A 26,287-nucleotide genomic window follows, 5' to 3' on the forward strand; every position below is an offset into this window, starting at 1 on the left:
TGCCTGCATCATACACCGCATTAGCGGTGTATGATGCAGGCAAACGCAATCTTCTATATACTATCTTAATGCTTTATACGCCGCTCTCGTACCAGCAAGATGCTCTCATGGGGAGCCATCTGCCCCTGAATACGTTTCTCCAGCAAGACGAGAGCAATGTAGAGATCCAGGTAGTGCCCCAGCACGCGTTCAACAGACGCTTCCGCTTGCTGTAGACCCCCACCTGCAACCATTGCAGAATGCTCTTCGCTCCCCTGATCAGGAGAGCCTGAGGGGCGCGCCCGCCAGTCATAGACATAGAGTGCCAGCGAGAGCAGAATACTCCTCACATACCTGCGCAGATAGTCCTCGCTCTCATTATTCGGTCTCGATGTCTCTTCATAGAGGGGCATGAGGCGCGAACGATCCAGCATAAAAGCCAGCATCCGCTCCAACTCGTGCATTTGCAGACGCACACGCTGAAACTCGCGCGCACTATTGCGCACAAACGCTGCCAGGTGTTCCTGCATAAAGGCAAAGACAGACGCCAGGTCGCGACCATGATCCAGGTTGCAGACGTTCTCACGCGTGCATGCCAGCGTCAAGAGACGATCATAGGAGAGCGGGCGCCCCTGATCTAAATCCATACTGCTGGCAAGCGCGACAACGTGCGCGCGTTGTATGGCTCGCTTAAGCGCCTGGGCCTGCTCGATTCTGAACTGGATCTTGCGCACACGCATAAGGGCGCGCTCGCTCTCCCTGGTCTCCGCAAGCGAGTACGCGCCAGAGAGGGCATGGTAGAAAGAGCTGAGCAACGGCTCCATCTGCGCGAGCAGCTCTCCCAGTGTGGTGGCAACGTCGCCAACCAATTGTAAAGGCAGTTCGTGCTCCCAGATATGGAGCAGTACTTTATACATATTCTGCATAACAGGTTTATCATAGATCTTGAGTAGCGCTTGCACACACTCAATAACGCGTGTCAGGGTCTGCTCCAGCTCCTGGCTGAGCTTGCTATTATAGGTAAGATCCTGCTTATACACTTCCATGAGGATGCGTCGCAGAGCCTCAGGTGATGAGGCGTCCTCTTCGACCCAGGCAAATCCCTGGCCCTGCTCCACCCAGTAGCCTAGCGAGGCGGACAGCCTGGATCTGATACTCTTATCCGCGCCTACCAGCCGGGCCTCAGCACGCGTGGGTAAGCGGTAATACCAGGCGCCAGGCTCCCGCTCATTGAGCCAGTCACAGAACGCCACAGCGTCCGTTGGGCGCATTCCCAGTACGGGCATATGGCCCTGCCCATATTCAAAGCTGGAAATAGACAAATGGTCCGGCAAGCAGTTATTGCCTTGAGCGCGCTGCTCATCCAGGAAGAGCTGGTACTCAGCACAGGTTACAAAAGAGGGGTTGAGATAGACCTCTCCATGCAGGTGCAGCATCTGCTGTAAGCGACGGGTGAGCAGGACATTGGTAATCAAACGCCGCCGCTCTACGTCGCTATCCTCTACCCCCTGCTTGAGCAAGGTCTCCAAACGCAGGCGAACCTCGGGCTGGACTTTCAAGGCTTCGCGCTGGCATTCAAGCGCCAGGGTCAGCGTGGCGACCGAGGTCTGAGCATCCAGGCAGGCGGCGATAACAGGGGTGGCATCGGCCTGAGCGCAGTAAAGGCGGATCGTTTCATGCCACCAGCTAATAGCAATCTGCTCTACCAGGAAGTTGCCCAGCCCCTCCTCTTTGATATGCACAGCGGCCAGGTACTCTTGGAAAGTGAGGTGCGCGAAACTATATACCCCCTGCTCCCGCTCCAGTAAGAGGCCACTGGTATTCTCCAACTGGCGTAAAAAGGCCGCTGGTTCCAGGCTCGTGCCGAGCTGGGATAGTGGCGCCTGAATGATGCGATAGGCGTCTTCAAAGGGGATATCGCGTATCCCCATACAGAGCATCGAGAAAGCCAGGGAGCGCAATACCTCGCGTTTCTGCGCCACGGTAAAGTCTAGCGCAATGCCTTTCGCCTCCTGGCGCTTGCCCAGGAAGACATCACAGATCTCGTCATAGAGCATCACGCGCTTCACTGGTAGGGTATCGCGATAGCGGTGCACCGTCGCGATCATCGTCAGCAAGAGGGGATTGACCGCCAGGGCTATCAGCGCCGGATTTTCATACAGACGCCCCAGTAAATCGTCCGCGCCGCTCCGCGCTTTCGCTCGTACCTCCAGGTCATCGCGCTGGGCACTCATAATTTCGTTGGCCTGGTACCAGTTATAGATAAAGCGCTCGACCTGGGCACGTGTAAAGACACTCATCTCCAGCACAGTAACGCCCGTCAGCGGGTTACTCCGGTAGCCAAAGGGACGCGAGGTAATAATAAAGCGGTTCTGGCCATAGACGAGCATCTGCTGCTGCACCCAGTTCACCACCTGCTTGCGCGCCTGGAGGTCTGCGACCTCGTCAATACCATCCAGAAAAATCAGGCAATTGCCACTCTCCAGGCGCTGCTTCAGCCAACCTGCGGGCATACTCTGCCGCCAATATTTCTTGTGGTGATCAGCAGCGGCTTCCTCTAAGGTATAGCGCTCGCCGCGACGTTTGATGGTCTGAGCATGATCGCGCAGAAAGAGCAGAACCGGCAGTTTTGTGGGAATAGCACTCCCCTGCTCCAATCTGCGCCGGCTCGCCAGTGTCAGCACCATATGCTTTAAGAGCGTTGTCTTACCACTGCCAGGGGAGCCAACAACCACAAAATGTTGCTGTTGCAAGGCTGAAGATGCGAGAAAATCCCAGATCTGGTGCTCGCCTGGCGCAAGATCCGATCGCACACGCAATGGGTCAGCCGATATCTGGTGGACGGGCGTTGGCACCATACTCAGCTCGACAAAGACTTGCTCCAGGGCCAGTGTATACATACTCTGCGTTCCTAGACCCTTCACATCCAGGTCGCGGTGCTGGGAGAGCAGATAGTGGCAGTAGCGCTTATGCACGCTTGAGAGGTTCCACTGCATATGGACATCTAGCCAGCTTGCAATCTGCTTAACGGCAACCAGGGGAGCCGTCACCAGGTGTACAGGCGCGCCCACCTGCTGAGCGGGAACTGGTATCATGCCCGTGGCGGTGGAGAGCCGTGCTTCAGAAGACGCTTCTATTGTGTTGGCCGCCTCCGCGAGCGCCAGCGCAAAGGCCTCAACCGTAGAGAAACGTTGCTGGGGTTCTTTGGCGAGAGCGGTTTGAATGACCTGTTCGACGGCCAGGGGGAGCGAGGGCCGCTTGGCGCGCAAAGAGGGAATATCCGCGAAGAGGTGCTGGCTCCCAATCTCAGCCAGCGTTCCCTGAAAAGGGGGCGCGCCTGTCAGCAGTTCATATGCAATGACCGCCAGGGCGTACTGATCGCTGGCGGCGCAGGGATTCCCCTGATATTGCTCTGGAGCCATATAGGCAACGGTTCCACCGAAGTGAGGGTGGCTACGCAAATACGAACTACGCAAGATAACGGCGATGCCAAAATCACTGAGTTGGTACTGCTCTTGCGCACCAATCAGCACATTCTCTGGTTTGACATCCCGGTGGACGATCCCTCTCTCGTGCGCATACTGCAGCGCTGCCGCAAGTTGCTTAATACAGGCCACAACCTCAGGCAAAGAGAGCGTATTCCCCGTCTCACAACGCTGGCGCAGCGTTCCATGGGGGGCATACTCGATGACAAGAAAGGGAATACGCTCTCTCCCCTCAAGGCCGAAGTCGAGCACATGGACGATGTTCGGATGATTGAGCGCGGCAATCGTACGCGCCTCTTGCAAAAAAGCCTGCACATCTTGATAGAGAAATGCCGTTTGTTGAACTTTGATCGCGGCCTGGCGCTCCAGGTAGAGATGCTGGCCCAGGTACACTTCTGCGTAACTTCCCTCTCCAAGCAGGCGTACCAGTTGATAACTACCAAATTGCGCCCCAACACGGTCAACCATCAGAACATCTCCTACAAATACATACTTGCAAATACCTCGTTCCAAAAACCACTCTTGTATACTAAAGATGCAAGCCAAACCTGTCAAGGTATATACTATAAGTAATTTCTCCTTCCCCATCCAAATTTTGATGAGTCAATATACAACTATCTCAAATAACGGTGGGAACGGAGAGAATTGTAACAACGAAAGGAGCCGTAGAGCAACCACTCATGAGCAATGCAGTACTCTTTTTCCCGGCACAAAACTTTCTTGGCGAGGGTCCACTCTGGAACGTGGATGAGCAGGCGCTGTACTGGGTCGATATCATCGGTCAATATTTTCATTGCCTCGATCCGCGCACTATGCTGCATGAGAGCTTTGATGTTGGCACACCCGTCTGTGTGCTTGCCTTCCGCAAGAGCGGCGGATTGGTCATGGCGCTACGCGATGGCTTCGCTTACTGGAATGTCCAGGAGAAACGTCCCGAATATATCGTACGCCCACTGGAGCATCTGAACAATGTCCGCTTCAACGATGGCGCCGTTGACTGCGCGGGGCGCTTCTGGGCTGGCACCATGAGTACCACCGGCGATCTGAACTCAGGAGTGCTCTATCGCCTCGATCCCGATGGCTCACTCCATGTGATGGACACCGGCTTTGGCATTTCAAACGGCCTCGGCTGGAGTCCGGATAACACCATTATGTATCTGACCGATTCGCCTCGACGCGTTATTTATGCCTATGACTTCGCGGCCACAACTGGCGCCATTAGCAATAAACGTGTCTTTGTTCAGCTTCCCAATGATCCACCTCAGCCCGATGGCCTGGTCGTGGATAGCCAGGGCTATGTCTGGAGCGCGCACTGGGACGGGGGCTGCGTCACTCGCTACGCCCCTGATGGCTCCATAGAGCGTGTCATCCAGGTCGCGGCCCCACACTCCTCCGCCTGCGTCTTTGGTGGGCCAGCGCTCACCGATCTCTATATCACCAGCGCCCAACAGGGTCTCTCGCAGGAGCAGCTCAAGCAGTATCCACTCTCCGGCGACCTCTTCCGCTACCAAAGCGATGTACCCGGCCTGCCAAAATTTCAATTCGCCGGCTAACACACGCTACTTGCGTACACGCCTACTCCTGACCTGGAGAAGAAGGCCCGTACGCAAGTAGCGCGCCTGCCTCTTGCACCACCGACTCTGGCTGCTCCTCTACACGCAAGGAGAGAATGATATATCCGGAAATGAGCTGGGTCAGGCCAACAAAGGCCATCAACAGGCTGATGCCGTGCACTCCCTCTTTGCTCGTCATAATCCAGCCCATGAACAGGGGTCCCACAATCCCACCGATACTGCTAATCGAGCCAATCATCCCCACGCCCGCGCCTAGCGATTCACTGCTCAACAGCAAGGCGGGCAGGGTCCAGAAGACGCCACCTGCTGCCAGCATGCAGCCCTCCGCGATAACCAGGCTCCCAATACTCATGTTCCGGTTGACCACTACCAGAATACCAGCCGCCAGCAAGGCAAAACCAGCGAGAAGATGAGGCACGCCCGCGTGCCGCTTACGCTCTTTGCTGCGATCAGAATGCCGGGAATTTATATAGAGTCCAACCATTCCCGCAAGCGAGGGCAGGACCGCGATCAGACCTACTGTGCTGGAGCGCTGGTGCGTCACACCCGTAATGACCACTGGCAGCCAGAAGTTCATACCCCTGGCTCCCAGCGCTCCTAAGAGTGATGCTATCCCTAATGCCCAGACACTTCCTAGCTTTAACACCTCACGCCAGTTCTGTTTTCGTGTGCCTGCCATACGCGCCTTATCGCGGGCAAATTTATGCTCCAGTTCTTCTTGTTCTTCTACACCGATCCAGCATGCTTTTCCTGGTTCATCCGCGACCAGGAAGAACCAGAGCGGCGCCCACAGCAAGGGTCCAATTCCTTCAATCACAAAGAGCATACGCCAGTTCATGTGTAGCAACAACAACCCCACAAGTGGCTTTAATGCTAGAGACGTCAGGGGAATACAAAACATCCAGTACGTGTTTGCACGTGCTCGCTCCTCCAGGGGAAACCAACGCGAGAGGAGCACCAGCAGCGCGGGACCCATCGCGCCATCTATCATACCCAGCAGAAAGCGTACAATCAACAATTGCGTCGCGTTCTGCACACCACTATTGGCCAGGGCCAGTACGCCCCAGGACAACAAGGCCAGGGTGACGAGGCGACGTGGCCCCCACTTCGCCACCCAGTAGCCCGCTGGCACCTGCGCCAGCAGCGCACCACAGCTTAAGACACCCGCGGCAATCCCCACCAGCGTGGCGCCAATCGTCAGCGACCGCTCCATCCCTGGCAAGGCAAAGCTCAGGTTAATATGGTCCATGGATATCAGAACATGGGTCAACATAATCAGCGGGACAATACGTCGCCAGCGCTGCCCCAGGCGCGCTGATTGTGCTGAAAAAATATACTGCATACAACATCTTCCCTTCCATCCACCCATTGTAGGGTCCATGCTGGCATGGACTGCGAGCGAAGCGACTTGCCTGTGTTAGGATATTGGCTTGCGGGCCGGGCGAGCCCATGCCAGCATGGACCCTACACGTTCTTCGTGAACTAACCACGTAAGAATTTTCATCTTTTCTGGTATAGCTCAGAATCAGGTATTTTTCCAGCGCCTGGTTTACATACGCCTATGTTCCCACCATAAAACCGCAGAGAGGAGACATTTCCCCTGCCTCCTCTCTAGTACTTTCCGCCCAGCACTCTTATAACAGCGAGCGCACCAGGCCACCATCTACCTGAATGGTTGTCCCCGTAATATAGGCGGCCTGCCGCGAGGCCAGGAATGTCACCATCGCTCCCATTTCCGCTGGATCGCCCAGGCGCTTCATAGGGATGTCGCGCGCGACACTGGCAAGGGCCTCTTCCTCGCTCATGCCAGCGCTTATCCGCTCCTCAATCCTATACACCTGGCGCACCCGGTCTGTCAGGATACGCCCTGGGCAGACGTTATTGACGGTAATATTATCCTCGGCCAGTTCGACGGAGAGCGTTTTTGCCAGGCCTACCACGCCCGAGCGTACGGCGTTGGAGAGCACCAGGCCATCTATCGGCTGCTTGACTGAGGTGCTGACAATATTAATAATGCGTCCCTCGCCCGCCTTCCGTAGATGCGGTACGACCTCGCGCACCAGGCGCACGGTGCTCAGCAGATTGAGCTCAAAGGCCGCGACCCACTGCTCCTCGTCAAGCATTTCAAAGGTGCCGGGTTTAGGACCGCCCGCGTTATTGACGACGATATCCAGCCGTCCCAGTTCTCGCACCGTAGTGGCGACAATATTCCGAATATCCTCAAGCCGGGTGACATCGGTTGGCACGGGCAGGACCCTGCTCTTGCTCACAGCTTCAATTTCCTGGGCCGTACGCGTCAGTGCCTCCTGGTCGCGCGAACCAATGACGACAGACGCACCCTCCCGCGCAAGCTCCAGAGCACTAGCGCGCCCAATCCCCTTGCTCGCCGCCAGGACGATGGCAACCTTTCCCTTTAGACCTAGATCCATATCGCTCTATTTCCCCTTCATATACGAGCGGAGAGCCGGACTATGTTCCGACTCTCCGCGTCTCTGTCTACACTTCCTAATTATTCCTGCTCTTTGTCGAGGCCCGCATCCTCTGCCACGCCTTTCGCGAGGGCGGTCCAGTCCATTCCTCCTCGTCCCTTTGCCACGCCCGTCAGCAGGCGATCATGCATCAGGCCAGCCAACGGCATCGGCACACTCACCTGGTCGGCTGTATCCAGTACGAGGTTGAGATCCTTGAGTGCCAACTCTAACTGAAAGCCGACTGGCTCATAGCGCTGTTGCGCGATCATTTTCCCGTAATTTTGATAGATGCCACAGGCAAAGAGCGTCTGCGCGAACATATCCATCACCTGCTCGCGTTGCAAGCCGTTCTTCTCGGCCAGGGTCAGGGCCTCTGCCATCGCCTCCTGCGCGGATGCGATCATGAAGTTACCACACAGCTTGACGACGTTAGCCGCGCCCGGATCCGCGCCATAGTCAAAGCTTCCCTGGCCAATGGCCTCTAGAAGCGGGCGTACACGCGCCTTCGCCTCTTCGGAACCCGAGACACAGAGCCAGAGCTTGCGAGCAGCGGCGGCGTCCGGTCGGCCAAAAACGGGCGAGGCCACATACTGGCTGCCATATTCAGCATGTAGCCGTGCCAGCTCACGCGAGGTTTCAGGCGAGATGGTGCTCAACGAGATATGTATTCCCTCATGACCCAGGCGATGCAAGAAACCATGCTCACCCGCGACAACCTCCTTAACAGCGACATCATTAGAGAGCATGGTGAATACTACGCCACCCGGCTCGACGGCTTCAAAAGGTACTTCAGCGCGCTGTGCGCCCTCGGCAACCAGGGCCTCGGCTTTCTCCGTACTCCGGTTATAGACACGCAACTCATAGCCAGCCTTGAGCAGATTCCGCGCGATGGGTTCGCCCATTTTGCCAAGGCCAATAAAGCTTACCTGTTGAGGCATATGTTCTCTTCCCCCTTCTCACAAGGATTCGCTACATTGCAATATGGCAACATGCATATTAAGAAACATATATATTCAATACTGCAACATCAGCAACTACCACGCTTGCTTCAGGGGAAACAAATCTTGTAGGGTCCATGCTGGCATGGACTCGCCCGGCCCGCAGACTGTCCCCTGCGTGAGAAGGTCGCTTCGCTCGGAGGCCGAGCAAGCTCTGCCCCTACAACTTACTGATTGCTCCTCTTAGGAGCGTAAGAACAGCAATCGAAAATGTGCGCGACTATGGTCGAAGGTGTGCTTATTGTACACATTTGGAGGCGTTGACAGAGAGACGATATCATGGTATGCTACACGCATGAAATAAGAAAAAGTGTTCTAATTCATGTATCTGTCGTTTCTCGCGAAAGAGGCGAAGTCGATCTTTCCGTGTGGTGTTGAAAGGGAAGGGGTCTTCATGCTCCTCTGCAAAAAAATTAAACTGAACATGAGCGAGCAAGATGCAGCTACCCTTGAGTTCATGCAAGGTAAATGCAGAGGGCTCTACAATTGGTGGGTCATGAAACTGCGAGACGGAGAGAAGTGGCGCTTCAACGACTGCAAGAAAACTCTGGCCGAGAGTCGTGCCCATGATCCTGAACTCAATCAGGTGTATGGCAAGTTGCTTGCCGAAGTCTACTATCGCCTGGATGCAGCCATGAGAGCCTTCTTTCGTCGCGTCGCCAATGGAGAAACCCCAGGCTTTCCCCGCGTGCGGCCTCGTCATTCCTTCTTTACCCTCTGTTATCCGGCGATGTATCTCACGCTTGAGGGAAACACCCTCATCCTGCCCACTGGAGGCAAGGGCAAGCACAAACGCTTCCCTGCCATCCGTGCTCACCTCACCGAAAAGCCTCCAGAAGGCTTTCGAGAGGTGGCGATCAGTCGCGACGGCAGAGGCAACTACTACGCCTCCTTCAGCTATCAAGAGTACGAGGAAGCCAGGCGCGATGGCGGCACCGTGGCTTTCGATCTGGGTCTCAAAACGCTGGCAACTGGTGTCACGGAAGAGGGCCGAATCTATCACATAGGTGGATTCAAAGGCTCGCGTTGGTACAACAAACAGTTAGATCGGCTTCGCTCCAAACGCAGCAAATGTAAGAAGAAATCCCGTCGTTACCTTCATCTCAGCAGGGTCTACAAGCGCGTGTCGCAGAAGAAGCGCAACAAACAACGCGATAGCCTGCACAAGGCCTCGCATCTCATTGCACGACGAGTGGTTGAGAGAACTGTCGTCGTAGGAGATCTTTCTCAACGGCAAATGGTCATGAAAGAGCATCAAGAGCGCAAGAAGACACTCAACAGAGCCGTCTACAACGACTGGGGCTTGTACGCCTTTGTCCAGATGCTCACCTATAAATGCCAGTTGTATGGGAAAGAGCTTCAGTTCGTAGATGAGCGCAACACGTCCAAGCAGTGCAGTGGCTGTGGGAATCTGCAAGACATGCCGCTGTGGAAGAGGACGTATCAGTGCACGGAATGTGGATTCTGCATGGATCGAGACGACAATAGTGCCGTCAACATCTTGATGAGGTTCCTTGCCCGGCGAGGGCCACACGCTCGGCTTGCCGAGTGCGGTGTGCTGCAGGCGACCCAAAGCGGCGTAGAAGTCATGGAGGCTTCCTGTGAGGGGCACGTGCAGCAATTGAATCTATTCGAGGGTGTGTGAGCACATTTGAGTAGATTTAGAATGGCAGATTACCTCAACCGGGCAGGTCAACCTACGCTGGTCCTGTGTGACATCCACAGCGCCAGCGGCTTCCTTCCATGGGTCTTGCTGGGGAAAGAAGTTTGGCGAGAGCGTGCAGTCCTTGTAGGGGATATGAAACACGGGCGTCACTGAGCCAGACATGGGCGGCACGATCCAACTCCAGTCGGCGGGCAAGACCCGACCAGCCTCCTCTTCGTTGCGCTGATGATGCATAAACTGGCGCGAGGCAGTATGATGATCGATGATGGTCACGCCATGCTGGGTAAACGAGGAGAGGACGGCGACGTTCAATTCGACCAGCGCCCGGTCCTTCCAGAGCTCACGATCCAGGCGCGTTTTTAGCCCCATCTTCTCCGCGATGATCGGCAGGAGATTATAGCGTTCAACATCACCCAGGTTCCGCGCCCCAATCTCGGTTCCCATATACCAGCCATTGAAGGGGGCAGCGGTATAGGAGACACCACCCACCTCCAGGCGCATGTTGGAGATGACTGGCAGGGCGTGCCACTTCAGTCCCAGATCCTCAAACCAGGCATACTCTGGATGCGTCAGGGGTACCTCCAGGATAACGTCGTGAGGTAACTCAAAGAGCATCGGTTGCTGGTGCGGCATCTGAATAATCAATGGTAAGACATCAAAGGGGGTTCCCGGTCCTCCCTGCCAGCCAAGCTGGCGCGCGACCTCGCTCAGTTCCTCCTGCATGGGATCGCCGATAAGCAGACCATTGGGTTGGCGATATCCAGCGTAGCGTATGAGCTGAGGATTCCAGATACGGATGCCCGGCTCTCCCGGCACCTGAGGCGCGAAGACGGAAATAGTGGAACGAATCTTCCCTCCATTAGTAGCGACGCGTATATGTTCGACCAGCGCTTCATAGATCTCCTCGGCTGTCTGCACATGCCGCATATCTCGAACCGCCAGGGAGTTCCAGTGCAAGCGCCCAATACAGCGTGAGTTATTGCGCCAGGCCACACGCGCACCATGGGCCAGTTCCTTCTCTCCCTGCCAGTACGTTCCAGTCTGCATAATTTCGTCGTGGATACGCGCCATTCGCGGTATAAAGCCATCAAAACCTTCCTGTTCTCGATAGTAGAGCGATAAATAGGCCATAGCTTCCATAAATATTCGCTGGCGCTCATTATTAACCCCCTCACCATATTTCATCTTCATGACTTCTCTATGCTGCGTCTCCTCTCGGATAGTTTTTTCCCGGTGAACATACTGGAGTGCCATCTTCTACTCTCTTCCTTTGACAATAGTTGTCTACTTCTGTTTTTCTCAAGACCATGACAATATGTTCAGGAGCATTAACAAGCACAAGTATAGCATATTTCTATTTATCATTGAATAAAACTCATTTTTTATGACAATTAATTCACAATGCGAGAATAACGCCACCATCTCGCTTCTTTCATTAAGCGCACCTGTCGTCGTTTTGCATATAAGACCTTTCTCACTCTTAGTTCTCTTTATTCGAGACGTTGTTTTTGGCCTGGATGCCTGGTTTACAGAGCTAACCCTGGCCTCTCTAACAAGGGCCAAAATGGCTATTTTATGACAATTAATTCATTTATTTTCCCGCAGCTTGTGCAATAAAAATAGTATTAAAAATATAAGCGACCAGCGAGACCACATTTTTCACCGGAGAGACGTCCTCAGCCAATCACCTGGCATTCCACTTCATGAATAATCTCTCACAAATAGAGGCAAAAATCACTCTCCCGAGTGATGAGGATCCGGTGCCCAGTGCTCTATACTAGCTGGCATACCTTTCCTGTTATAACCATTATCCCAGCACAAGAGGTTTGCCATGAACAGCATGAATCAACTCAGTTCTTCGCGCCGCCCCATGGGCGTCAGTATCGTTTCGCTCATCGTAGCGCTTAATGCCATCCTGGTCCTGTTTGCCGCGGCCACCTGGATCTTTGGCATTGGACTCTTTGGCTTCAATGTCCCTGGCAATGTGCGCGGATTCGCGATCTGGTATGGGCTTTTCGCGGCTCTCTTCGGGATCATACTTGGGTACCTTTCATGGGGGCTGTGGTCGCTACAGCGCTGGTCCCTATACACCATCGTTTTTATCGAAGTACTCAATATTGTTGAGGTTCTTGCCGCCTGGGCTCAGGGCTTTCTCTCTCTGATACCATTCATCCTAAGCTTGATTCTGCCCATCGTCATCCTGACATACTTTCTGGCTGATCGCCAGGTTCGCCAGGCCTTTAATGTTTAATTCCATCTGCGGCCCTGTTTCCAGAAGCGTTCTATCTCTTCCAGGTTACGCCCCTTCGTCTCGGGAATGATAAACCAGCAGAAGAGGAAGGCGAGCACACAAAAACCAGCATACAGCCAGAACGTTACAGGCAGACCAAGATGAGCCGCCAGTGAGAGAAAGGTTATGCTTATCAGGAGGTTTGTGCTCCAGTTAAAAAAGGTGGTTATGCTCGCGCCACGCGCGCGAAAGGAGGTGGGGAAGATCTCCGAGCTCATCAGCCAGAAGACAGGACCCATACCAATCGCAAAGGCAATGATATAGAGGAGTAGCGCCCCTAAGACCAGGTAGCCCGTGTGCGACGTTCCAAGCGCAAAAATGCTCCCCATCAGCACCAGGGCCACAAACATGCCAACCAGGCCGCCCAGCAAGAGTGGTCGCCTTCCTACGCGATCAATAATCAGGACCGAAACCAATGTGGTCAGGAAATTCACGACGCCCACAACGCTGGTGGCCAGAATCGCCACAGAGGCAGAGCTAAAGCCCGCGAAGCCAAAGATGGTGGGCGCATAGTAAATGACGGTGTTAATCCCTACCAGTTGCTGGAAGACCGCCAGGCCAATGCCTGCAACCAGAGCCAGAATCATGCCCGAGCGCGCGAACTCACTCAGGGTCACATGTTGGGTGTCGCGGACAGCTTCGCGAATAGCCACCATCTCCTCGCGACGCTCCGGCACACTTAAATGTGTCAACGCCTGCTCGGCCTCCTGCCAGCGCCCCTGCTTTGCCAGCCAGCGCGGCGTCTCTGTGAGAAAGAGCATTCCTATCAACAATCCCATCCCAGGGATAGCCGCCACCGCCAGCATGGGTCGCCAACCCATTCCGGCATTGACAAAGGCCAGGTCTACCCAGTAGGAGATGGCGATGCCAGCCGTGATCAATAACTGGTCAAAGGCAACCAGTCCGCCACGCAAGGCGGGCGGGGCCGTCTCCGCGATATACATCGGCGCGAGAAATGAGGAGACGCCTATCGCGAAACCAAGCACAACACGCCAGAGCAGGAACAGGGAGAAATTGGACGCACTGGCCGTGAGTAAGGCGCCAAGCGCGAAGAGCAGGCCCATGCCGATCAGCGCCTTGCGTCTCCCCAACCAATCGCTCAACCTCCCACCTACCAGGGCACCAGTAAGACTCCCCACCAGAACCGAGCTTACCGCCAGTTCCTGCTGGAAGTTGGTGAGGGCAAAATCCCGTTTGAGGAAGAGTAGTGCCCCCGAGATTACTCCTGTGTCGTAGCCGAAGAGAAAACCGCCGATGGCCGCGACCAGGGCGATTATATATACGCGTGTCGCATAGCGCTTTCTGGTCCGCGTTGGCGGTATCAAGCTCTCGGGACCAGGCGTTCGCGAGGAATGCGGAAAAGACATAGTGCGTTCCTTTTCTCGGCTTTGGACAAACAACTATGTTCGTCCCCTCTTACCGCCGAGGCATCTCTGAGACCACGCGCTCCGACGATGCTTCGCGCTCGCGGTTCATCAGGCGCAGGAAGAGGTAACCACCGCCTCCCGACACCAGGGCCGCCAGCAGAATACCCATTTTGGCCTCGGTGAGCAGGAGCGGATTCTGCCCCTCAAAGGCCAGGTCCGCGATGAAAAGCGACATCGTAAAACCAATCCCTCCCAGCCAGCTCACGCCATAGATATGCCGCCAGTTCGCCTGCTCGGGGAGATCCGCCCAGCCCACCTTTACCGCCAGCCATGAGAAGAGTATGATGCCCAACTGCTTGCCGACAACCAGGCCCAGCATCACACCCAGCGTAACTGTGCTCAATAGCTCAGCAGGATGTAGCCCCACACGAAGGTCAAGGCCTGCGTTCGCCAGCACAAACAGGGGAACAATCACAAACGAGACCGGGTAATAGAGCGAGTGCTCAAGTCGCTGGGATGGCGTTTGAATCTGCTCACAGGAGACCTCAAGCGCCTGTACCGCCGCCACCTGCTGGTCATTCATGTGCAAGCCTAACCCGGGCCTACCTCCACGCTCAAACTCATCGAGGAAGGCATGGCCCTCGGCCAGGAATTTCCCCGCATTGATACGCGCTCGCGTGGGGATAAGCAGCGCCAGCAAGATTCCCGCCACCGTAGCATGCACACCTGAAATGAACATCAGCCACCAGAGCACTATCCCCAACAGTGCATAGGCTGGTATCCAGCGCACACCCGCCAGATTTAAGCCCAGCACACAGAGCAGCACACCGGCCGCCGCGATCAGCGCCAGCCAGTTCAAGGCCTCGGTATAAAAGGTCGCAATGATTAGCACAGCCAGGATATCATCAAAAATGGCATAGGCGATGACAAAAACCTTCAGGCTCCACGTGATACGCCCCCCGAGCAACGCCAGTATCCCCAACGCAAAGGCGGTATCCGTCGCCATAGGAATAGCCCAACCTTTGATGCCCGGTGTACCCGCATTCCAGAGCAGATAGATCAACGCGGGGCAGATGGCCCCTCCTATGGCGGCCGCAAGCGAGAATGTTGCTTGTTTCAACTTCGATAGCTCACCCACCAGGGTTTCACGCTTTAACTCCAGGCCGACCAGGAAGAAGAAAAGCACCATCAAGCCATCGTTGATCCATGTATGCAGGGGCTTATCCAGACCATAGCCACCCAGGTGAATGACCAGGTGTATCTCCCAGAGCTGCTCATAGCTCCCCGCCCAGGGGGAGTTGGCCCACACCAGGGCTAGACAGATACAGAGTATCAAGAGCAGGCCACTCGTCGTTTCCGCCTGCGCAAACGCTTGAAATGGTTGTAACAAGCGACCAGCAATGCCCTCGCCGGTCGGTCTACGAATAAATTCTCGCAATCCCTCCATCGCGCGTCCTTTTTGACTCTAACAAAGAGGAGCAGGGGCCGCAAGCGGCTTCCCTGCTCCTCCAAGCAATTGTATCGCACTGGTACCTTCAGCATAGCACGATGGCGAAAAAGGGGAATATATGTGGTGGAGGGTCAGCAGTTGTAGGCTGCTAACCCTCCACCACATATATTCCCGAACTTGCATTCTCGCGCCTCTATGAGGTACAACGCATAGAGAACACTCTTGCTCACATCGCAATGGCTAGACAGGATGGAACACACGCTTATGACCACAACCCTACCCCAACAGGGAACGCCCCCTTCAGGCTCACCAGCGCGCTTCAAGACCTTTCGCGCCCTGCGCTATCGCAACTTTCGTCTCTTATGGATCAGCCTGATCGTGTCCTCGGTGGGTACCTGGATGCAAATTGTGGCCCAGAGCCTCCTGGTGCTCGCGATTACCAATCACTCCGCCTTCGCGCTGGGAACTGTCTCGCTGGCCCAGGCCTCCTCCTTCTTTATCTTCGCCTTTATCGGCGGCAGCGTCGCGGACCGCATCGATAAACGTCGACTCCTACTCTTTACGCAGACGCTCTCGATGCTGCTGGCAGCCCTCCTGGGCGTGCTTACCCTGACTGGTCAGATTCAGTTCTGGATGGTCGTGGTGATCGCCTTCTGCTCAGGGACAGTCCTCAGCTTTGACCAGCCAACGCGTTCGGCCCTCGTCCCCACTCTCGTACCACGCGAGGACCTGATGAACGCCATCTCGCTACAATCCATCGTTTTCAATGGCTCGGCCTTTATTGGTCCCGCCCTGGCCGGTATCATGATTGGCGTGCTGGCCCAGACCGGTCATGCCCTTGGCCTGCATGGTCCCCTGATTGGCTACGCGGGCAACTTCCTACTCAATGCCGTGAGCTTCCTGGGCGTGCTCGTGGTCCTCTTCCTCTTACAAGTGCCTCACGATGCCGAGGCCAGCGAGCGACGCGCACCGCTGCTCAGCTCAATCAAGGCCTCGCTGAGCACCGTACGCCGCGATAGCGTCCTCCCCTGGGTGCTCTCAGGCTATGGCATTATGCTCTTCTTCGGCCCCTCAACTTCGCTGATTCTCCCGATCTTCGCGACCCAAATACTCCATCTGACTGACGCTCAACTAGGTCTGCTCTTCTCTGCCAGCGGCCTGGGAACAATCCTGGGAGCCTTGATAGTCGCCTCTCTCGGCGAGGTCAAGAAGAAGGGCTGGCTCATGCTCGGCTCACTTCTCATCTGGGCCGGCGCCTTGCTGCTCTTCGCCTTCAGTACCGTGTTCTGGCTCTCACTTCTGACCTTACTCATCTTTGGTATAGCTCAGAATGGCGTGGGCGCGACGACCATTACACTGATGCAGACCCGCGTGCCGCCCCAGATGCGTGGGCGAGTGATGAGCCTGAATACCCTGATGATTATGGGCATTCGCCCCCTGGGCGACTTCCCCGCTGGCGCGGCTATCGGGCTAATCGGCGGTCCGTTGACGGTCTGTGTTAGCTCTCTCATCATAGGCGGCTATACGCTCTTCCTGCTGCTGACCCGTCCCACTGTACGCGACGTCGTCTGAGGAACACACTCAGGTTATAGGAGGCGATGTGGGCGTGGCGCGAAGGCGCCACGCCCACATCGCCTCCTATAAAATCATCCTCTAGCTTTCATGCTCCGGCTGCTGTCGCTTAGTGGCCTCACGCTGCACACGTGGATTCTGCGCTACTCGCGGAGGTACATCCTGCTCCCTGGTCTCAGCGACATAGTTTACCGACCGCTCCTTATCGCGATGTTCGGTTGGCCCGGTATCAACACGGGCCTCCGACTCATCCTCGGGGATATCCTCGTTGACCTTGCCCGCCATGGTGCTATAAAAGGTGGCCAGGTCATTGGGCGTGGGGCGCACCCTCTCGACGAAGTAGGCATTGACCTCCGCGCCCAGGAAGAGCAACACGGCAAAGTAGTAAAAGAATACCAACAAGATGGCCGCAAAACCGACTGCGCCTACCGCTCCTTTGAGGAAGTGAGCCGCGTAAAGTGGGAAAAGCACCAGGTAGAGTTGCAGCGCGACCGCCGAGACAATCGCTCCCTTCCAACCATGGCGCAGGCGGATATGCAAATTGGGCACAATTACATAAATTGCCAGGAAGAGGAGAAACGCTGCCAGGACACCACCTAGAAGGCTGGCAGCCGAGGTCAGGAACGCGAAATGCCCCAGCGGTGTCGCCTGGAGAAACGAGGCCAACAGCACCGGAATACTCGCCGCGATACTCATCACCGGCACCAGCAAGATAAACAGAATAAACACCGCTATCGCGATGGCCATCCGGCGCACAATGGGTCGTGGGCGCACATGGTAGACAATCGAGAAGAAGGTTTCCAGCAATGCAAAGAGCCGCGCCCCCACCAGAATGGCACTCACGACTGCGATAATACCCAATATCCCCGAAGACGCCTTCAGGTTACTCTGCACTCCCTGCACTACTCCCTGAGGATTGGTCACCGAGGGCAGGGCGCTTACCAGCATATCCGTCACGCTTTTGGTCGCATCCCTACCCATAAATCCAAACACCAAACCCAGCAGCGACAATAGCGCCACCAGGACAGGAAAAGTCGCCAGCAGGAGATGATAGGCCAGGGCCGCCGACAAGTTAAAGGCCCAGTCGTTCTTAAACTTTAACGCGAACTCTTTCCACGGCCTTACCTCTCGCTTTTCAGTGAACTGTTGTGCCTGCTCAGCCATCACTGGCCTCCTCGTGCTTATAGCTCTTGTAAAAGAGCCTACCCATACGTCCACGCTCTACGATAGAGAGATACCTATGCGCCAGTTCTTGCATTCTCTAGGGGTAAAAAGCCTCTCTCCATATTCCACAACACGCTATAAAGCAAGCAAACGTAGCAGTGGGGCAGCTCCTTGACTTCAAGTCAACTTGAACATGTATACTGGCGGCTAACTTCTGGTAAATAGCAATCGAAAGGAACATAGTATGCATATCCTGGCCATTTCTGGCAGCCTGCGCGCCAGTTCGACGAACACGACCCTGGTGCGCGCAATTATGCGCCTGGCACCTTCACATATGACGTTTACCCTCTACGAAGGCCTGGCCGACCTGCCTCATTTTTCGCCCGATCTGGATGGCGACGAGCCGCCAGCGGCAGTCCGTACGCTACGTCAGCAACTTCAAAGCGCCGCTGGCATCCTCATCTGCACACCCGAGTACGCCTTCGGTGTTCCAGGAGTCCTCAAGAACGCGCTCGATTGGACGGTATCTTCGGGAGAGTTCTCAGATAAACTGGTTGCCGCCATCAGCGCCTCTCCATTATGGGGTGGAGGCGAGAATGCCCATGCCTCGCTTCTGCTCACGCTGAAGGCGCTGGGCACCAAAGTTCCTGAGCAAGGTAAGCTCATGATTCCCCATATCAACAAGAAGCTGGACGCCAATGGCGATATCTCAGATATCGAGACCAGGCAGGCGCTTCTAACGCTCCTCGAAGCCCTGGCCCAGACCATTACTGTGACACCAAATAAATAGAAAAAGACCACTAAAAAAATGTAGCGGTGAGAATCTCATCGCTACACTCTCGTCACACTACACCTGACCTCCAGTTTCTCTCATTCTGCCAATGGGAATGACACATAAATGATCTCTTGCTCGCTCGAGTCTTGCTCACTCCACAGGTGTCCTCCATGCTCTCGAATCACCTTATAACAGAGTGCCGTACAGATATTCTGGTCTCTTTCATCAAGCGTCTGAGACCATACTTCAAACAATTCAGTCGACTTTGACCTTCGAGCCATCAAAGTGTCATGTATATGGATGGCTACTCTGGCCTCGTGAAGAGCGTAAGCGGCATCCTGACACAGCATGACCTTGACATCTACTGGAACCGTCCTGGCATGGTTAGTAGTTAGATGCATGAGAATATGTTCTAACGCAAAGATTAGCCACTGCGAGTCACACATAATATAGCAAGGTGTAGCCGACAGCTCTAGATGCCAAACGTCTCTCTCGTAGAGCGGCCTCAGCTGATTTGTGATCTCCTCTACTAACAAGCTCAAATTATTTTTCACAAAACGCGCAGAAAAATGCTCTTTATCCAGATTGGCAGATAAGTCACGAAGCCGGGAAAGAAAAGTGTTCAGCCGCGTCTCCGTAGATTGCATCGCTTGCAGATATAGATCGCAACGCTGCTTATTTTTCGCCCAACCCCTTTTAGGATCTGTTGAATCCTCCTGCGGCTCACTATGGATGACATGTTCTAGAAGCTGAGTGTATCCTGAGATCGTCGCAAGCCCATTGCCCATAACGTGATGGATGATCTCTAATAATGAGTAGTTGATAAGACTCTCGCTTATCATCTTGCATGCCCTGGGTGATGTCTCCTCTAGCATCGTATCTCTCCCTATTAGTATTTCTCTGTTTCACTGTATAATTTTCAGCAAACAGAGCAGGAAATACGGAGGAGTCAAACCAAGAGTCTGCGCATTGGATTAACTGGCATCAGGAACATGTATGCGGAAGAGGCTATTTCCATCGTCCCAGTAGTGGGCATAGAGATAGGTCCCGCTGCTCGAACTCCTGGCGATGCTGGCGCTCCAGCAGAGACCACACCCCTCGTTGGCGGTATAACGTAATGGACTACAGCAAGGGCAAGCCCATGACGAGGGGCGGGTCAGTCAGGCGCGGGGGATGCAGGACAAGGTCGGAGCTACCAGACACGAGGCCAGCCTGTACGACAAGCGGGGACATATTACTGCCGAGCAAGATCTTCTCGCCAGGAAGCAGGCAAGCCCGGAGATCCGCAGCCAGCGGAAACGCGGCGGAACGTAGGTAATACACCCCGTCGACAACCCCATGCAGCGCATATGTGCCTGCTGCGTGCAGTTTCGCGCAACGCACAGGCGCCCCCTGAGGAATGGGGCTGGTGAAAAGACCGACATAGATCGTACCTTGAAAAGATGCCGGAGCACTGATCCATCCCCGGATCGTGTTTTTCATCCGCGTATTAGGGCTTCCTGGAAAACGCTTCGCCGCTGGTTCTACCCCTTCTTCTATAAGGGGCGGCTCAAATTCATGCGCGCGTTGACGCAAGAGGCGAGGAGACAGGCCCACCAGTTGGGTAAAACGCGTTGTGAAAGAACCCATACTGCTATAGCCAACTTCGAAACAAATATCGGTCACGCTGAGCGATGTGGTCAACAGTAAGCGCCTGGCCGCTTGAAAGCGCAGAGCTGAGAGAAATTCCACTGGCGGGATGCCGATCAGGCGGCGAAAAACCCGGTTAAAGTGATAGGGACTCAGGCAGGCAACCGAAGCCAGGTCTTCCAGCGCCAGTTCCTCATGCATGTGGGAATGCATGACCTGTATCACACATTCAATGGCCTGCATGTGAATATCCAGCGTCTCATAGCGCGCAAGGCCTTGACCCGATGCTGGCGATGCGATTTGCATGATAGCCTCCCTTACTATAGAGTTTTTGTTATGAGGTTATTCTTTTCGGCCGGGCCAAAGGCGGCAACGATGAAGAACAGCGCAAGAATGGACCACTAGAACGGATTTTCGCCTGCTATACTTGGGGTAGTGATCACGAGGAGGAGGAACGCCATGGACTACCGGATGTGCATCCAGAGGAGTATTGATTATATTGAGGAGCATCTGCGCGCCTGTATTACGGTCGACGAACTGGCCCAGATCGCAGGATTCTCCACCTACCACTACTATCGCGTGTTTAACGCCTATGTCGGTGTACCAGTGGTGGAGTATATCAGGCGCAGGCGCCTGGCATATGCCGCCGCCGAGCTCACCCATGGCAAGCGTATCCTCGATATCGCCATGGACTATGGCTTTGATACCTACAATGGCTTCGCGAAGGCGTTCCGTAAGACATATGGCTGTTTTCCCGAACAGTACCGCAGCCATGTCTCAGGGCAGCTACCTCAAAAAGTAAATTTGCTCCTTTTTCAGGAATACAATATCGCAGGAGGAATCGTTGTGGAACCAAAGATTATCAGCAAACCCGCAGCTAAAGTCGCAGGCTATGAACTCAAAACAACATGCCTTGAGGGCAAAAATTTGCAGGAGATTCCGGCCTTCTGGTCAGCTATGACTCCGGAGAAGTTCGCCACGCTCCATAAAACGTTCCCCGTCGTGCATCACAATGAGCTGGGCATCTGCTATCCGCCCGACAGCGTCACCGGCGAGTTCTCGTATGTCATCGCCGTCGAGGTGGAGAACTATGATGGCGTCCCAGCAGGCATGTTTCGCGGCGAAGTACCCGAGGCAAACTATGCCGTCTTTACCGTGCCTCCAGTTGAGAACACAGGGCCGGAATTCTCGGATGCCATTCAGGGAACATGGAAATATATCCTCACCACCTGGTTCCCCGAGTCCGGCTACGAGTTCGCCGAGGGCAAAGCCGATTACGAGCGCTACTACGATGCCACCAAAGTAGAGATCTATATCCCCATCAAGAAAAAAGCCTGAATTTCCTAAGCGTCTGCTTGTGCGCCGCAGGCGCACAGGGGAAAGAGGGAGGGGCATGTGGCGCGGGCAATTGCCCGCGCCACATGCCCCTCCCTCTTTCAGTCAAAGATTCACCCGCCCGAAAGACAAAGTATCCAATTTGCCCCCATCCAAAAAATAAATTGAGGAAATTTACAAACTCTTTTTAATCTTTCTTTAATTTTATGGGCTACTCTTAAAGGAGATCGAAGATAGAGATAGGCAGTTTGCATTGAACTTATTCAATGCAAAAAGGGTGTCGTAGGATGAATAGGAGTTTGTTTCATGGAAGTCTCCACGCCGGGTATCCAGCGTCAAAACATTGCTGCACGCATTGACCGCTTGCCGCTGAGTCGGGAAATCTGGAGCATTCTATTTCTGGCAGGTCTCTCCTGGCTGTTAGAATCATATGATATCGGCATTATTGGCACTGTTCTCCCCACTATAACGAAGCGATTTCACCTTGATACATTTACCGTGGGCTGGCTGGCAACTGCGTCCACGCTGGGAATTGTCGTCGCCATTCTCCCGGCAGGCTGGCTTACTGACCGGATTGGGCGTAAGTATATGCTGGCCCTGGGAACCGCCTGGTATGCTTTCTTCTCTCTGCTATGCGCCTTTATCCCCAATATTCCCCTCTTGCTACTCCTGAGATTTGTGGCAGGCTTTGGCATGGGCGCGATCTTTCCCATTCCGTATGCGATGGCCGCTGAGTTTACGCCCGGTCATAAGCGTGGCCTGATGACTGGAATTCTGGATTCATTTCTTTCAGTGGGCTACTTTGCCGCGCCGTTGCTCGGCTTCCTGGCAAACTCATGGTTTACCAGTGGCCAGAGCTGGCGCTTTCTCTTCCTCCTTGGTGGTCTTCCACTCCTGTATGTCCCCGCCCTGCTGAAATGGATGCCGGAATCTCCACGCTGGCTGCAAATTCGGGGCAGAAACAGCGAGGCGGACGGCATTGTGCATCACCTGGAAACCTCCATCGAACAGCGTCTCCAGAAACCTCTGCCAATGCCCCGGAGCAGTGTCGTGGCATCTTCCGAGGAGAGCGCCTCTCCGCTTGCCTTCCTGCGTAGGCCCTACCTTAAGCGTACGCTGATGATGTGGGTCTCTTTCGCCTGCATCCTATTCATCTTCTATGCCATTCAAACCTACACACCAACCGTCCTGGTGAAGCAAGGATATGGTCTGGATAATGCTTTCCTCTATACCAGTTTCATTGTCATTGCCTCTATTCCTGGCAAGTACGCTGTGGCTTACACCCTGGAACGCTGGGGACGCAAGAAGACCCTGATCGTCTTCACGCTTATCGCGGCGGTGAGCGCTATCGGTTTTGGTTTCTCCCATAGCGTGCTTCTCTCGCTCGCCTTTGGCGCGCTCATGTCGTTCTTTGGCATCGGCGTCGATCCAGGCATTAAGATCTACGGTGCTGAGCAGTATCCAACCAGCATACGCGCGCTTGGCATCAGCGGCTTTGAATGCGTGGGGCGCCTCTTTGGGGGAGCGCTGGCACCCTTTATCATGGCCTTTATCATCGCTGGCGGCGGGATCGCGGGATCGTATATCTTCCTGGCTACAGTGGCCCTGGTAGGGGTCCTGGCCGTCGCCTTCCTTGGACATGAAACGCGTGGAAAAACTCTGGAACAGGCCGTGATCATTGAAGATAAACGGCGCATCGCCTGAACAAACCATTCAACGACAAGGCGTGTCATATCGCGAGGGATGAGGAACATTTATGAGCACCTTCTATACCCGTTTACACTACTGGACACAGCACAGGCCTGAACACATCTTTCTCACTGAGATTGAGACAGGGCAAAGTTTCACCTATCAGCAGTCCACACAGGCAGTGCAATGTCTATGCCAGCACCTGGGCAGTTCGCCCCAGACCATCTTCTTACAATTTCAGAATAGCATCCTCAACGCGCTTGTCTGGCTAAGCACCTTCGCGGGCGGTCATGTCCTGCTGCCCCTGGCCCCCGATCTCTCCGAGCGCGATATTGCGCGTGCGATAGAGATGTTTCATCCTGATATCGTGTTCGTGGAACAAGCAAGCGATGTGGCACAATTTGAGGCCAGTGGCACCCGCGTCGTAACGCGAGAGGAGTGTGAAGCCTGGCTCACACAGCCTCTCGCCAGGCCCAACCGGCTCCCCACGCCTCCGCAGGAAGGGCGCATATGCATCATGACATCGGGAACCACGGGAGAACCCAAAGGGGTTGTACTGACTGAGCAGCAGGTCGCCTGGACGGCGGACCAGGTACGTCTAGTGCACCGCCTGGGGCCGCAGGATCGAGGCCTGACACCGCTCCCATTTTTCCATATCAATGCTCCCGTAGTTAGCCTGTGCGCCTCCCTGCTGGCGGGGGCCAGCCTGGTCATCGCCAGGCGCTTTAGTCGTCGCCAGTTCTGGGCCTGGCTCGAACAGCAGGATATTACCTGGGTCAGCCTGGTCCCGGCCATGATCGCTATCCTCCTGGAGGGTGATCCTCCACGGCTGCTGCCCTCGACGCTACGCTTTGTACGCACCGGTTCGGCTCCTCTACCAGCAGCCCATCTCGCACGTTTCGAGGAGTACATCGGTGTGCCAGTCATCGAGACCTATGGCCTCTCCGAGGCGGCAAGCATGATCGTGGCCAATCCACTGCCACCAGAATTCCACAAACCCGGCTCCGCAGGGCGCCCTGCAGGCGTCTCGCTACGCATCTGTAAACCCGCAACGCAAGAGAGGCGTCTACACGATGTCGCGCCAGGGGAGGTCGGTGAAATCTGCATCCAGGGACCCAATGTCATTCAGGCTTACTATGGGGATGCCGGACAGGAGGCCTTTGTGGCGAACGGGTTCCGCACCGGCGATCTCGGCTACCTGGATAGAGATGGCTATCTCTTCCTGGTTGGCCGTTTGAGGGCAGTCATTAATCGCGGTGGCGAAAACATCGCGCCACGCGAGATTGAGGAGGTATTACAGGCCCATCCAGCGGTTCGCGAGAGCGTAGCCGTAGGGCGTCCACACCCCATCTATGGTGAAGAGGTCGTGGCCTACCTGGCGCTGAATGAGCCCCAAACCAGGCAGCTAGAAGAAGATCTCTGGACCCATATCAGGCGCCACCTTAGACCGCCCAAGACGCCAGTTGAGCTGATCATTCTCGACGCCTTGCCCAAAAATCGGATGGGGAAGGTTGACCGTCAACAACTCAAGCTACGAGAGGAGACCATGACCTGTGGGGCAAACGTTAACGCCTGCTAGACAGGAACAAAGGGAAGCAACAAATCAGGCAGGCGTAGCGCAACAACGTACGGCGCGGAAACCTCACATCTATGAGCTAGATCCGTTGCGAGCCGTTACCGCACTCGTCGTCGTTGCTGTACACGTTGTCTCCTTCACCACGTTTCTCAATACAAGCGCGATGGGAGTACAGCTACAAAATGCCGTGCTCTCTTCCCTGCATTTCACACGGGCGCTGTTCATGTTCGTGACGGCATTCGCAATGACCTATGTCTACTACGACCGCTTCGCCCAGGGACAAGGCTTCTCGTTTATCCGCTTCTGGAAGAAGCGCGGCGTAGGTGTGCTGCTGCCATACTGTCTCTGGAGCATCGTCTATGTCTGGGCCAATAAGCACCCCCAATCCTTGCTCCAACTACTGCAAGAAAGCCCGAGCGCGATCCTGACCGGGAGCGCCTCATATCAGCTGTATTACATCCTGCTCACGATCCAGTTTTACCTGTTGCTCCCGCTTTTCCTCTGGTTTCTAAAGCAGGTCAGGGCCTATCCCTGGCAGGTACTAGGCGTCAGTTTCCTTGTGCAGGTCCTTGTCTTCTCCCTGGACTTCGGGTATATTCAAATGGGAACTCTTAACCAGGTTGAACCCTGGCATACGTTCTGGCTCTATCAAGAGCACATAGCCCTGATGTACCAGTTCTACTTTGTGCTCGGCGGCATCACCGCGTTGCACTTCCAATCTATTCGCGCCTTCTTGTTACGCCACGGGCGGTGGATTGTCTGCGGTATGCTACTGGCGCTGGGTATGCTCTGGCTAGGGTTCTATGCACAGCTTCAGTTCTTGCATGAAGAAATGGGGCTGGCTATCTCGGTACTACAACCCATCATGGTACCCTATAGCGCTGCCATCATCATAGGTGCCTTCTGGTTGGCATCCCGCTGGGCTAATCCAGCTCGGCGCCGTCCAGGTGAGCGCCCACGCTGGTATACACTCTGGCATATGCTCTCAGATGCCTCCTTTGGCGTCTACCTGATTCACGCGCTGATTCTGGCCGCGGCCATGAGCTGGCTCGTACCCGCTATGCCAGCCACCTGGCCCGTCGTGCTTCGCGTCTTTTTGACCTGGGCCTTTACCGCCGGAAGCTCGGCCCTGATCAGTATTGCCTTTACCCAAACGCCAGTGTTTAGCCGCCTGGTTGGAAGATCCCAACCATTGCCGCCCTGGTTGGCAAACGTCCCCAGGAGAGCCTGGGAGCGCCTATCAATCGCAAAAGATCGTTAACCCAGC

General features: G+C 55.1%; 19 protein-coding genes. 9 read left to right on the top strand and 10 right to left on the bottom strand.

Annotation, left to right across the window (positions count from 1 at the left end):
- Positions 1 to 65 precede the first annotated feature (65 nt).
- Positions 66 to 3,932, bottom strand: coding sequence for a protein kinase (locus JMJ16_RS20140; RefSeq protein WP_201384382.1), 3,867 nt, complete (start codon positions 3,930 to 3,932; stop codon positions 66 to 68).
- Between the two features lie 212 nt (positions 3,933 to 4,144).
- Here JMJ16_RS20140 and JMJ16_RS20145 point away from each other — a divergent pair, with 212 nt between their 5' ends.
- Positions 4,145 to 5,017, top strand: coding sequence for an SMP-30/gluconolactonase/LRE family protein (locus JMJ16_RS20145; RefSeq protein ID WP_201384384.1), 873 nt, complete (start codon positions 4,145 to 4,147; stop codon positions 5,015 to 5,017).
- 22 nt (positions 5,018 to 5,039) lie between these two features.
- Here the strand turns inward: JMJ16_RS20145 and JMJ16_RS20150 are convergent, their stop codons facing one another.
- From JMJ16_RS20150 to JMJ16_RS20160, 3 genes are all read right to left on the bottom strand, one after another.
- Entirely contained in the window at positions 5,040 to 6,380 is a 1,341-nt protein-coding gene (locus JMJ16_RS20150; RefSeq protein WP_201384386.1) for an MFS transporter, read from the bottom strand.
- Between the two features lie 292 nt (positions 6,381 to 6,672).
- Positions 6,673 to 7,467 carry an SDR family oxidoreductase gene (locus JMJ16_RS20155; protein ID WP_201384388.1) on the bottom strand — a complete coding sequence of 265 codons (795 nt, stop codon included), beginning with the start codon at positions 7,465 to 7,467 and terminating at the stop codon, positions 6,673 to 6,675.
- An 80-nt stretch (positions 7,468 to 7,547) separates the two neighbouring features.
- On the bottom strand, positions 7,548 to 8,447 hold the full coding sequence (locus tag JMJ16_RS20160; protein ID WP_201384390.1) for an NAD(P)-dependent oxidoreductase: 900 nt from the start codon (positions 8,445 to 8,447) through the stop codon (positions 7,548 to 7,550).
- A gap of 454 nt (positions 8,448 to 8,901) precedes the next feature.
- Between JMJ16_RS20160 and JMJ16_RS20165 the strand changes: the two genes are divergently transcribed.
- On the top strand, positions 8,902 to 10,152 hold the full coding sequence (locus JMJ16_RS20165) for an RNA-guided endonuclease TnpB family protein (protein ID WP_201384392.1): 1,251 nt from the start codon (positions 8,902 to 8,904) through the stop codon (positions 10,150 to 10,152).
- Here JMJ16_RS20165 and JMJ16_RS20170 read toward each other — a convergent pair.
- Entirely contained in the window at positions 10,135 to 11,427 is a 1,293-nt protein-coding gene (locus JMJ16_RS20170; RefSeq protein WP_201384393.1) for a nitric oxide synthase oxygenase, read from the bottom strand. The genes JMJ16_RS20165 and JMJ16_RS20170 overlap by 18 nt on opposite strands.
- A gap of 577 nt (positions 11,428 to 12,004) precedes the next feature.
- Here JMJ16_RS20170 and JMJ16_RS20175 point away from each other — a divergent pair.
- Entirely contained in the window at positions 12,005 to 12,424 is a 420-nt protein-coding gene (locus tag JMJ16_RS20175; RefSeq protein ID WP_201384395.1) for a hypothetical protein, read from the top strand.
- Here the strand turns inward: JMJ16_RS20175 and JMJ16_RS20180 are convergent.
- Positions 12,421 to 13,830 (bottom strand): sugar porter family MFS transporter, encoded by a 1,410-nt coding sequence (locus JMJ16_RS20180; RefSeq protein ID WP_201384397.1) that lies wholly within the window; start codon positions 13,828 to 13,830, stop codon positions 12,421 to 12,423. The two genes, JMJ16_RS20175 and JMJ16_RS20180, sit on opposite strands and share 4 nt — an antisense overlap.
- A 49-nt stretch (positions 13,831 to 13,879) precedes the next feature.
- The gene (gene nhaA, locus JMJ16_RS20185) at positions 13,880 to 15,277 is read right to left on the bottom strand and encodes a Na+/H+ antiporter NhaA (protein WP_201384399.1); all 1,398 of its coding nucleotides are present in this window, start codon (positions 15,275 to 15,277) and stop codon (positions 13,880 to 13,882) included.
- Positions 15,278 to 15,544: 267 nt separating this feature from the next.
- Between nhaA and JMJ16_RS20190 the strand changes: the two genes are divergently transcribed.
- On the top strand, positions 15,545 to 16,852 hold the full coding sequence (locus tag JMJ16_RS20190) for an MFS transporter (protein ID WP_201384401.1): 1,308 nt from the start codon (positions 15,545 to 15,547) through the stop codon (positions 16,850 to 16,852).
- An 81-nt stretch (positions 16,853 to 16,933) separates the two neighbouring features.
- Here JMJ16_RS20190 and JMJ16_RS20195 read toward each other — a convergent pair whose 3' ends face one another.
- Positions 16,934 to 18,016, bottom strand: coding sequence for a YihY/virulence factor BrkB family protein (locus JMJ16_RS20195; RefSeq protein WP_201384402.1), 1,083 nt, complete (start codon positions 18,014 to 18,016; stop codon positions 16,934 to 16,936).
- Positions 18,017 to 18,260: 244 nt separating this feature from the next.
- Here JMJ16_RS20195 and JMJ16_RS20200 point away from each other — a divergent pair, with 244 nt between their 5' ends.
- Positions 18,261 to 18,806, top strand: a complete 546-nt coding sequence (locus tag JMJ16_RS20200) for an NADPH-dependent FMN reductase (protein ID WP_201384404.1) — start codon at positions 18,261 to 18,263, stop codon at positions 18,804 to 18,806.
- Between the two features lie 80 nt (positions 18,807 to 18,886).
- On the opposite strand, the gene JMJ16_RS20205 is transcribed toward JMJ16_RS20200, so the two are convergent.
- The gene (locus JMJ16_RS20205) at positions 18,887 to 19,666 is read right to left on the bottom strand and encodes a HAMP domain-containing histidine kinase (RefSeq protein ID WP_201384406.1); all 780 of its coding nucleotides are present in this window, start codon (positions 19,664 to 19,666) and stop codon (positions 18,887 to 18,889) included.
- Between the two features lie 247 nt (positions 19,667 to 19,913).
- Entirely contained in the window at positions 19,914 to 20,726 is an 813-nt protein-coding gene (locus tag JMJ16_RS20210) for a helix-turn-helix domain-containing protein (protein WP_201384408.1), read from the bottom strand.
- A 153-nt stretch (positions 20,727 to 20,879) separates the two neighbouring features.
- Here JMJ16_RS20210 and JMJ16_RS20215 point away from each other — a divergent pair, with 153 nt between their 5' ends.
- From JMJ16_RS20215 to JMJ16_RS20230, 4 genes are all read left to right on the top strand, one after another.
- On the top strand, positions 20,880 to 21,758 hold the full coding sequence (locus JMJ16_RS20215; protein ID WP_201384410.1) for an AraC family transcriptional regulator: 879 nt from the start codon (positions 20,880 to 20,882) through the stop codon (positions 21,756 to 21,758).
- Between the two features lie 303 nt (positions 21,759 to 22,061).
- Positions 22,062 to 23,459: an MFS transporter gene (locus tag JMJ16_RS20220; protein ID WP_201384412.1), complete on the top strand. Its 1,398-nt coding sequence runs from the start codon at positions 22,062 to 22,064 to the stop codon at positions 23,457 to 23,459.
- Positions 23,460 to 23,511: 52 nt separating this feature from the next.
- Positions 23,512 to 25,023, top strand: a complete 1,512-nt coding sequence (locus JMJ16_RS20225; protein ID WP_201384414.1) for an AMP-binding protein — start codon at positions 23,512 to 23,514, stop codon at positions 25,021 to 25,023.
- Positions 24,998 to 26,281: an acyltransferase gene (locus JMJ16_RS20230; protein WP_201384416.1), complete on the top strand. Its 1,284-nt coding sequence runs from the start codon at positions 24,998 to 25,000 to the stop codon at positions 26,279 to 26,281. The genes JMJ16_RS20225 and JMJ16_RS20230 overlap by 26 nt, the downstream gene beginning before the upstream one ends.
- Positions 26,282 to 26,287: the final 6 nt, after the last annotated feature.

The sequence above is a fragment of the Ktedonobacter sp. SOSP1-52 genome (assembly GCF_016587395.1).

What these genes read in the sequence shown, in the direction of transcription:
- JMJ16_RS20140 (WP_201384382.1), bottom strand. Translation starts at nt 3,932, where the DNA reads ATGGTTGACCGTGTTGGGGCGCAATTTGGTAGTTATCAACTGGTACGC.
- JMJ16_RS20145 (WP_201384384.1), top strand. Translation starts at nt 4,145, where the DNA reads ATGAGCAATGCAGTACTCTTTTTCCCGGCACAAAACTTTCTTGGCGAG.
- JMJ16_RS20150 (WP_201384386.1), bottom strand. Translation starts at nt 6,380, where the DNA reads ATGCAGTATATTTTTTCAGCACAATCAGCGCGCCTGGGGCAGCGCTGG.
- JMJ16_RS20155 (WP_201384388.1), bottom strand. Translation starts at nt 7,467, where the DNA reads ATGGATCTAGGTCTAAAGGGAAAGGTTGCCATCGTCCTGGCGGCGAGC.
- JMJ16_RS20160 (WP_201384390.1), bottom strand. Translation starts at nt 8,447, where the DNA reads ATGCCTCAACAGGTAAGCTTTATTGGCCTTGGCAAAATGGGCGAACCC.
- JMJ16_RS20165 (WP_201384392.1), top strand. Translation starts at nt 8,902, where the DNA reads ATGCTCCTCTGCAAAAAAATTAAACTGAACATGAGCGAGCAAGATGCA.
- JMJ16_RS20170 (WP_201384393.1), bottom strand. Translation starts at nt 11,427, where the DNA reads ATGGCACTCCAGTATGTTCACCGGGAAAAAACTATCCGAGAGGAGACG.
- JMJ16_RS20175 (WP_201384395.1), top strand. Translation starts at nt 12,005, where the DNA reads ATGAACAGCATGAATCAACTCAGTTCTTCGCGCCGCCCCATGGGCGTC.
- JMJ16_RS20180 (WP_201384397.1), bottom strand. Translation starts at nt 13,830, where the DNA reads ATGTCTTTTCCGCATTCCTCGCGAACGCCTGGTCCCGAGAGCTTGATA.
- nhaA (WP_201384399.1), bottom strand. Translation starts at nt 15,277, where the DNA reads ATGGAGGGATTGCGAGAATTTATTCGTAGACCGACCGGCGAGGGCATT.
- JMJ16_RS20190 (WP_201384401.1), top strand. Translation starts at nt 15,545, where the DNA reads ATGACCACAACCCTACCCCAACAGGGAACGCCCCCTTCAGGCTCACCA.
- JMJ16_RS20195 (WP_201384402.1), bottom strand. Translation starts at nt 18,016, where the DNA reads ATGGCTGAGCAGGCACAACAGTTCACTGAAAAGCGAGAGGTAAGGCCG.
- JMJ16_RS20200 (WP_201384404.1), top strand. Translation starts at nt 18,261, where the DNA reads ATGCATATCCTGGCCATTTCTGGCAGCCTGCGCGCCAGTTCGACGAAC.
- JMJ16_RS20205 (WP_201384406.1), bottom strand. Translation starts at nt 19,666, where the DNA reads ATGCTAGAGGAGACATCACCCAGGGCATGCAAGATGATAAGCGAGAGT.
- JMJ16_RS20210 (WP_201384408.1), bottom strand. Translation starts at nt 20,726, where the DNA reads ATGCAAATCGCATCGCCAGCATCGGGTCAAGGCCTTGCGCGCTATGAG.
- JMJ16_RS20215 (WP_201384410.1), top strand. Translation starts at nt 20,880, where the DNA reads ATGGACTACCGGATGTGCATCCAGAGGAGTATTGATTATATTGAGGAG.
- JMJ16_RS20220 (WP_201384412.1), top strand. Translation starts at nt 22,062, where the DNA reads ATGGAAGTCTCCACGCCGGGTATCCAGCGTCAAAACATTGCTGCACGC.
- JMJ16_RS20225 (WP_201384414.1), top strand. Translation starts at nt 23,512, where the DNA reads ATGAGCACCTTCTATACCCGTTTACACTACTGGACACAGCACAGGCCT.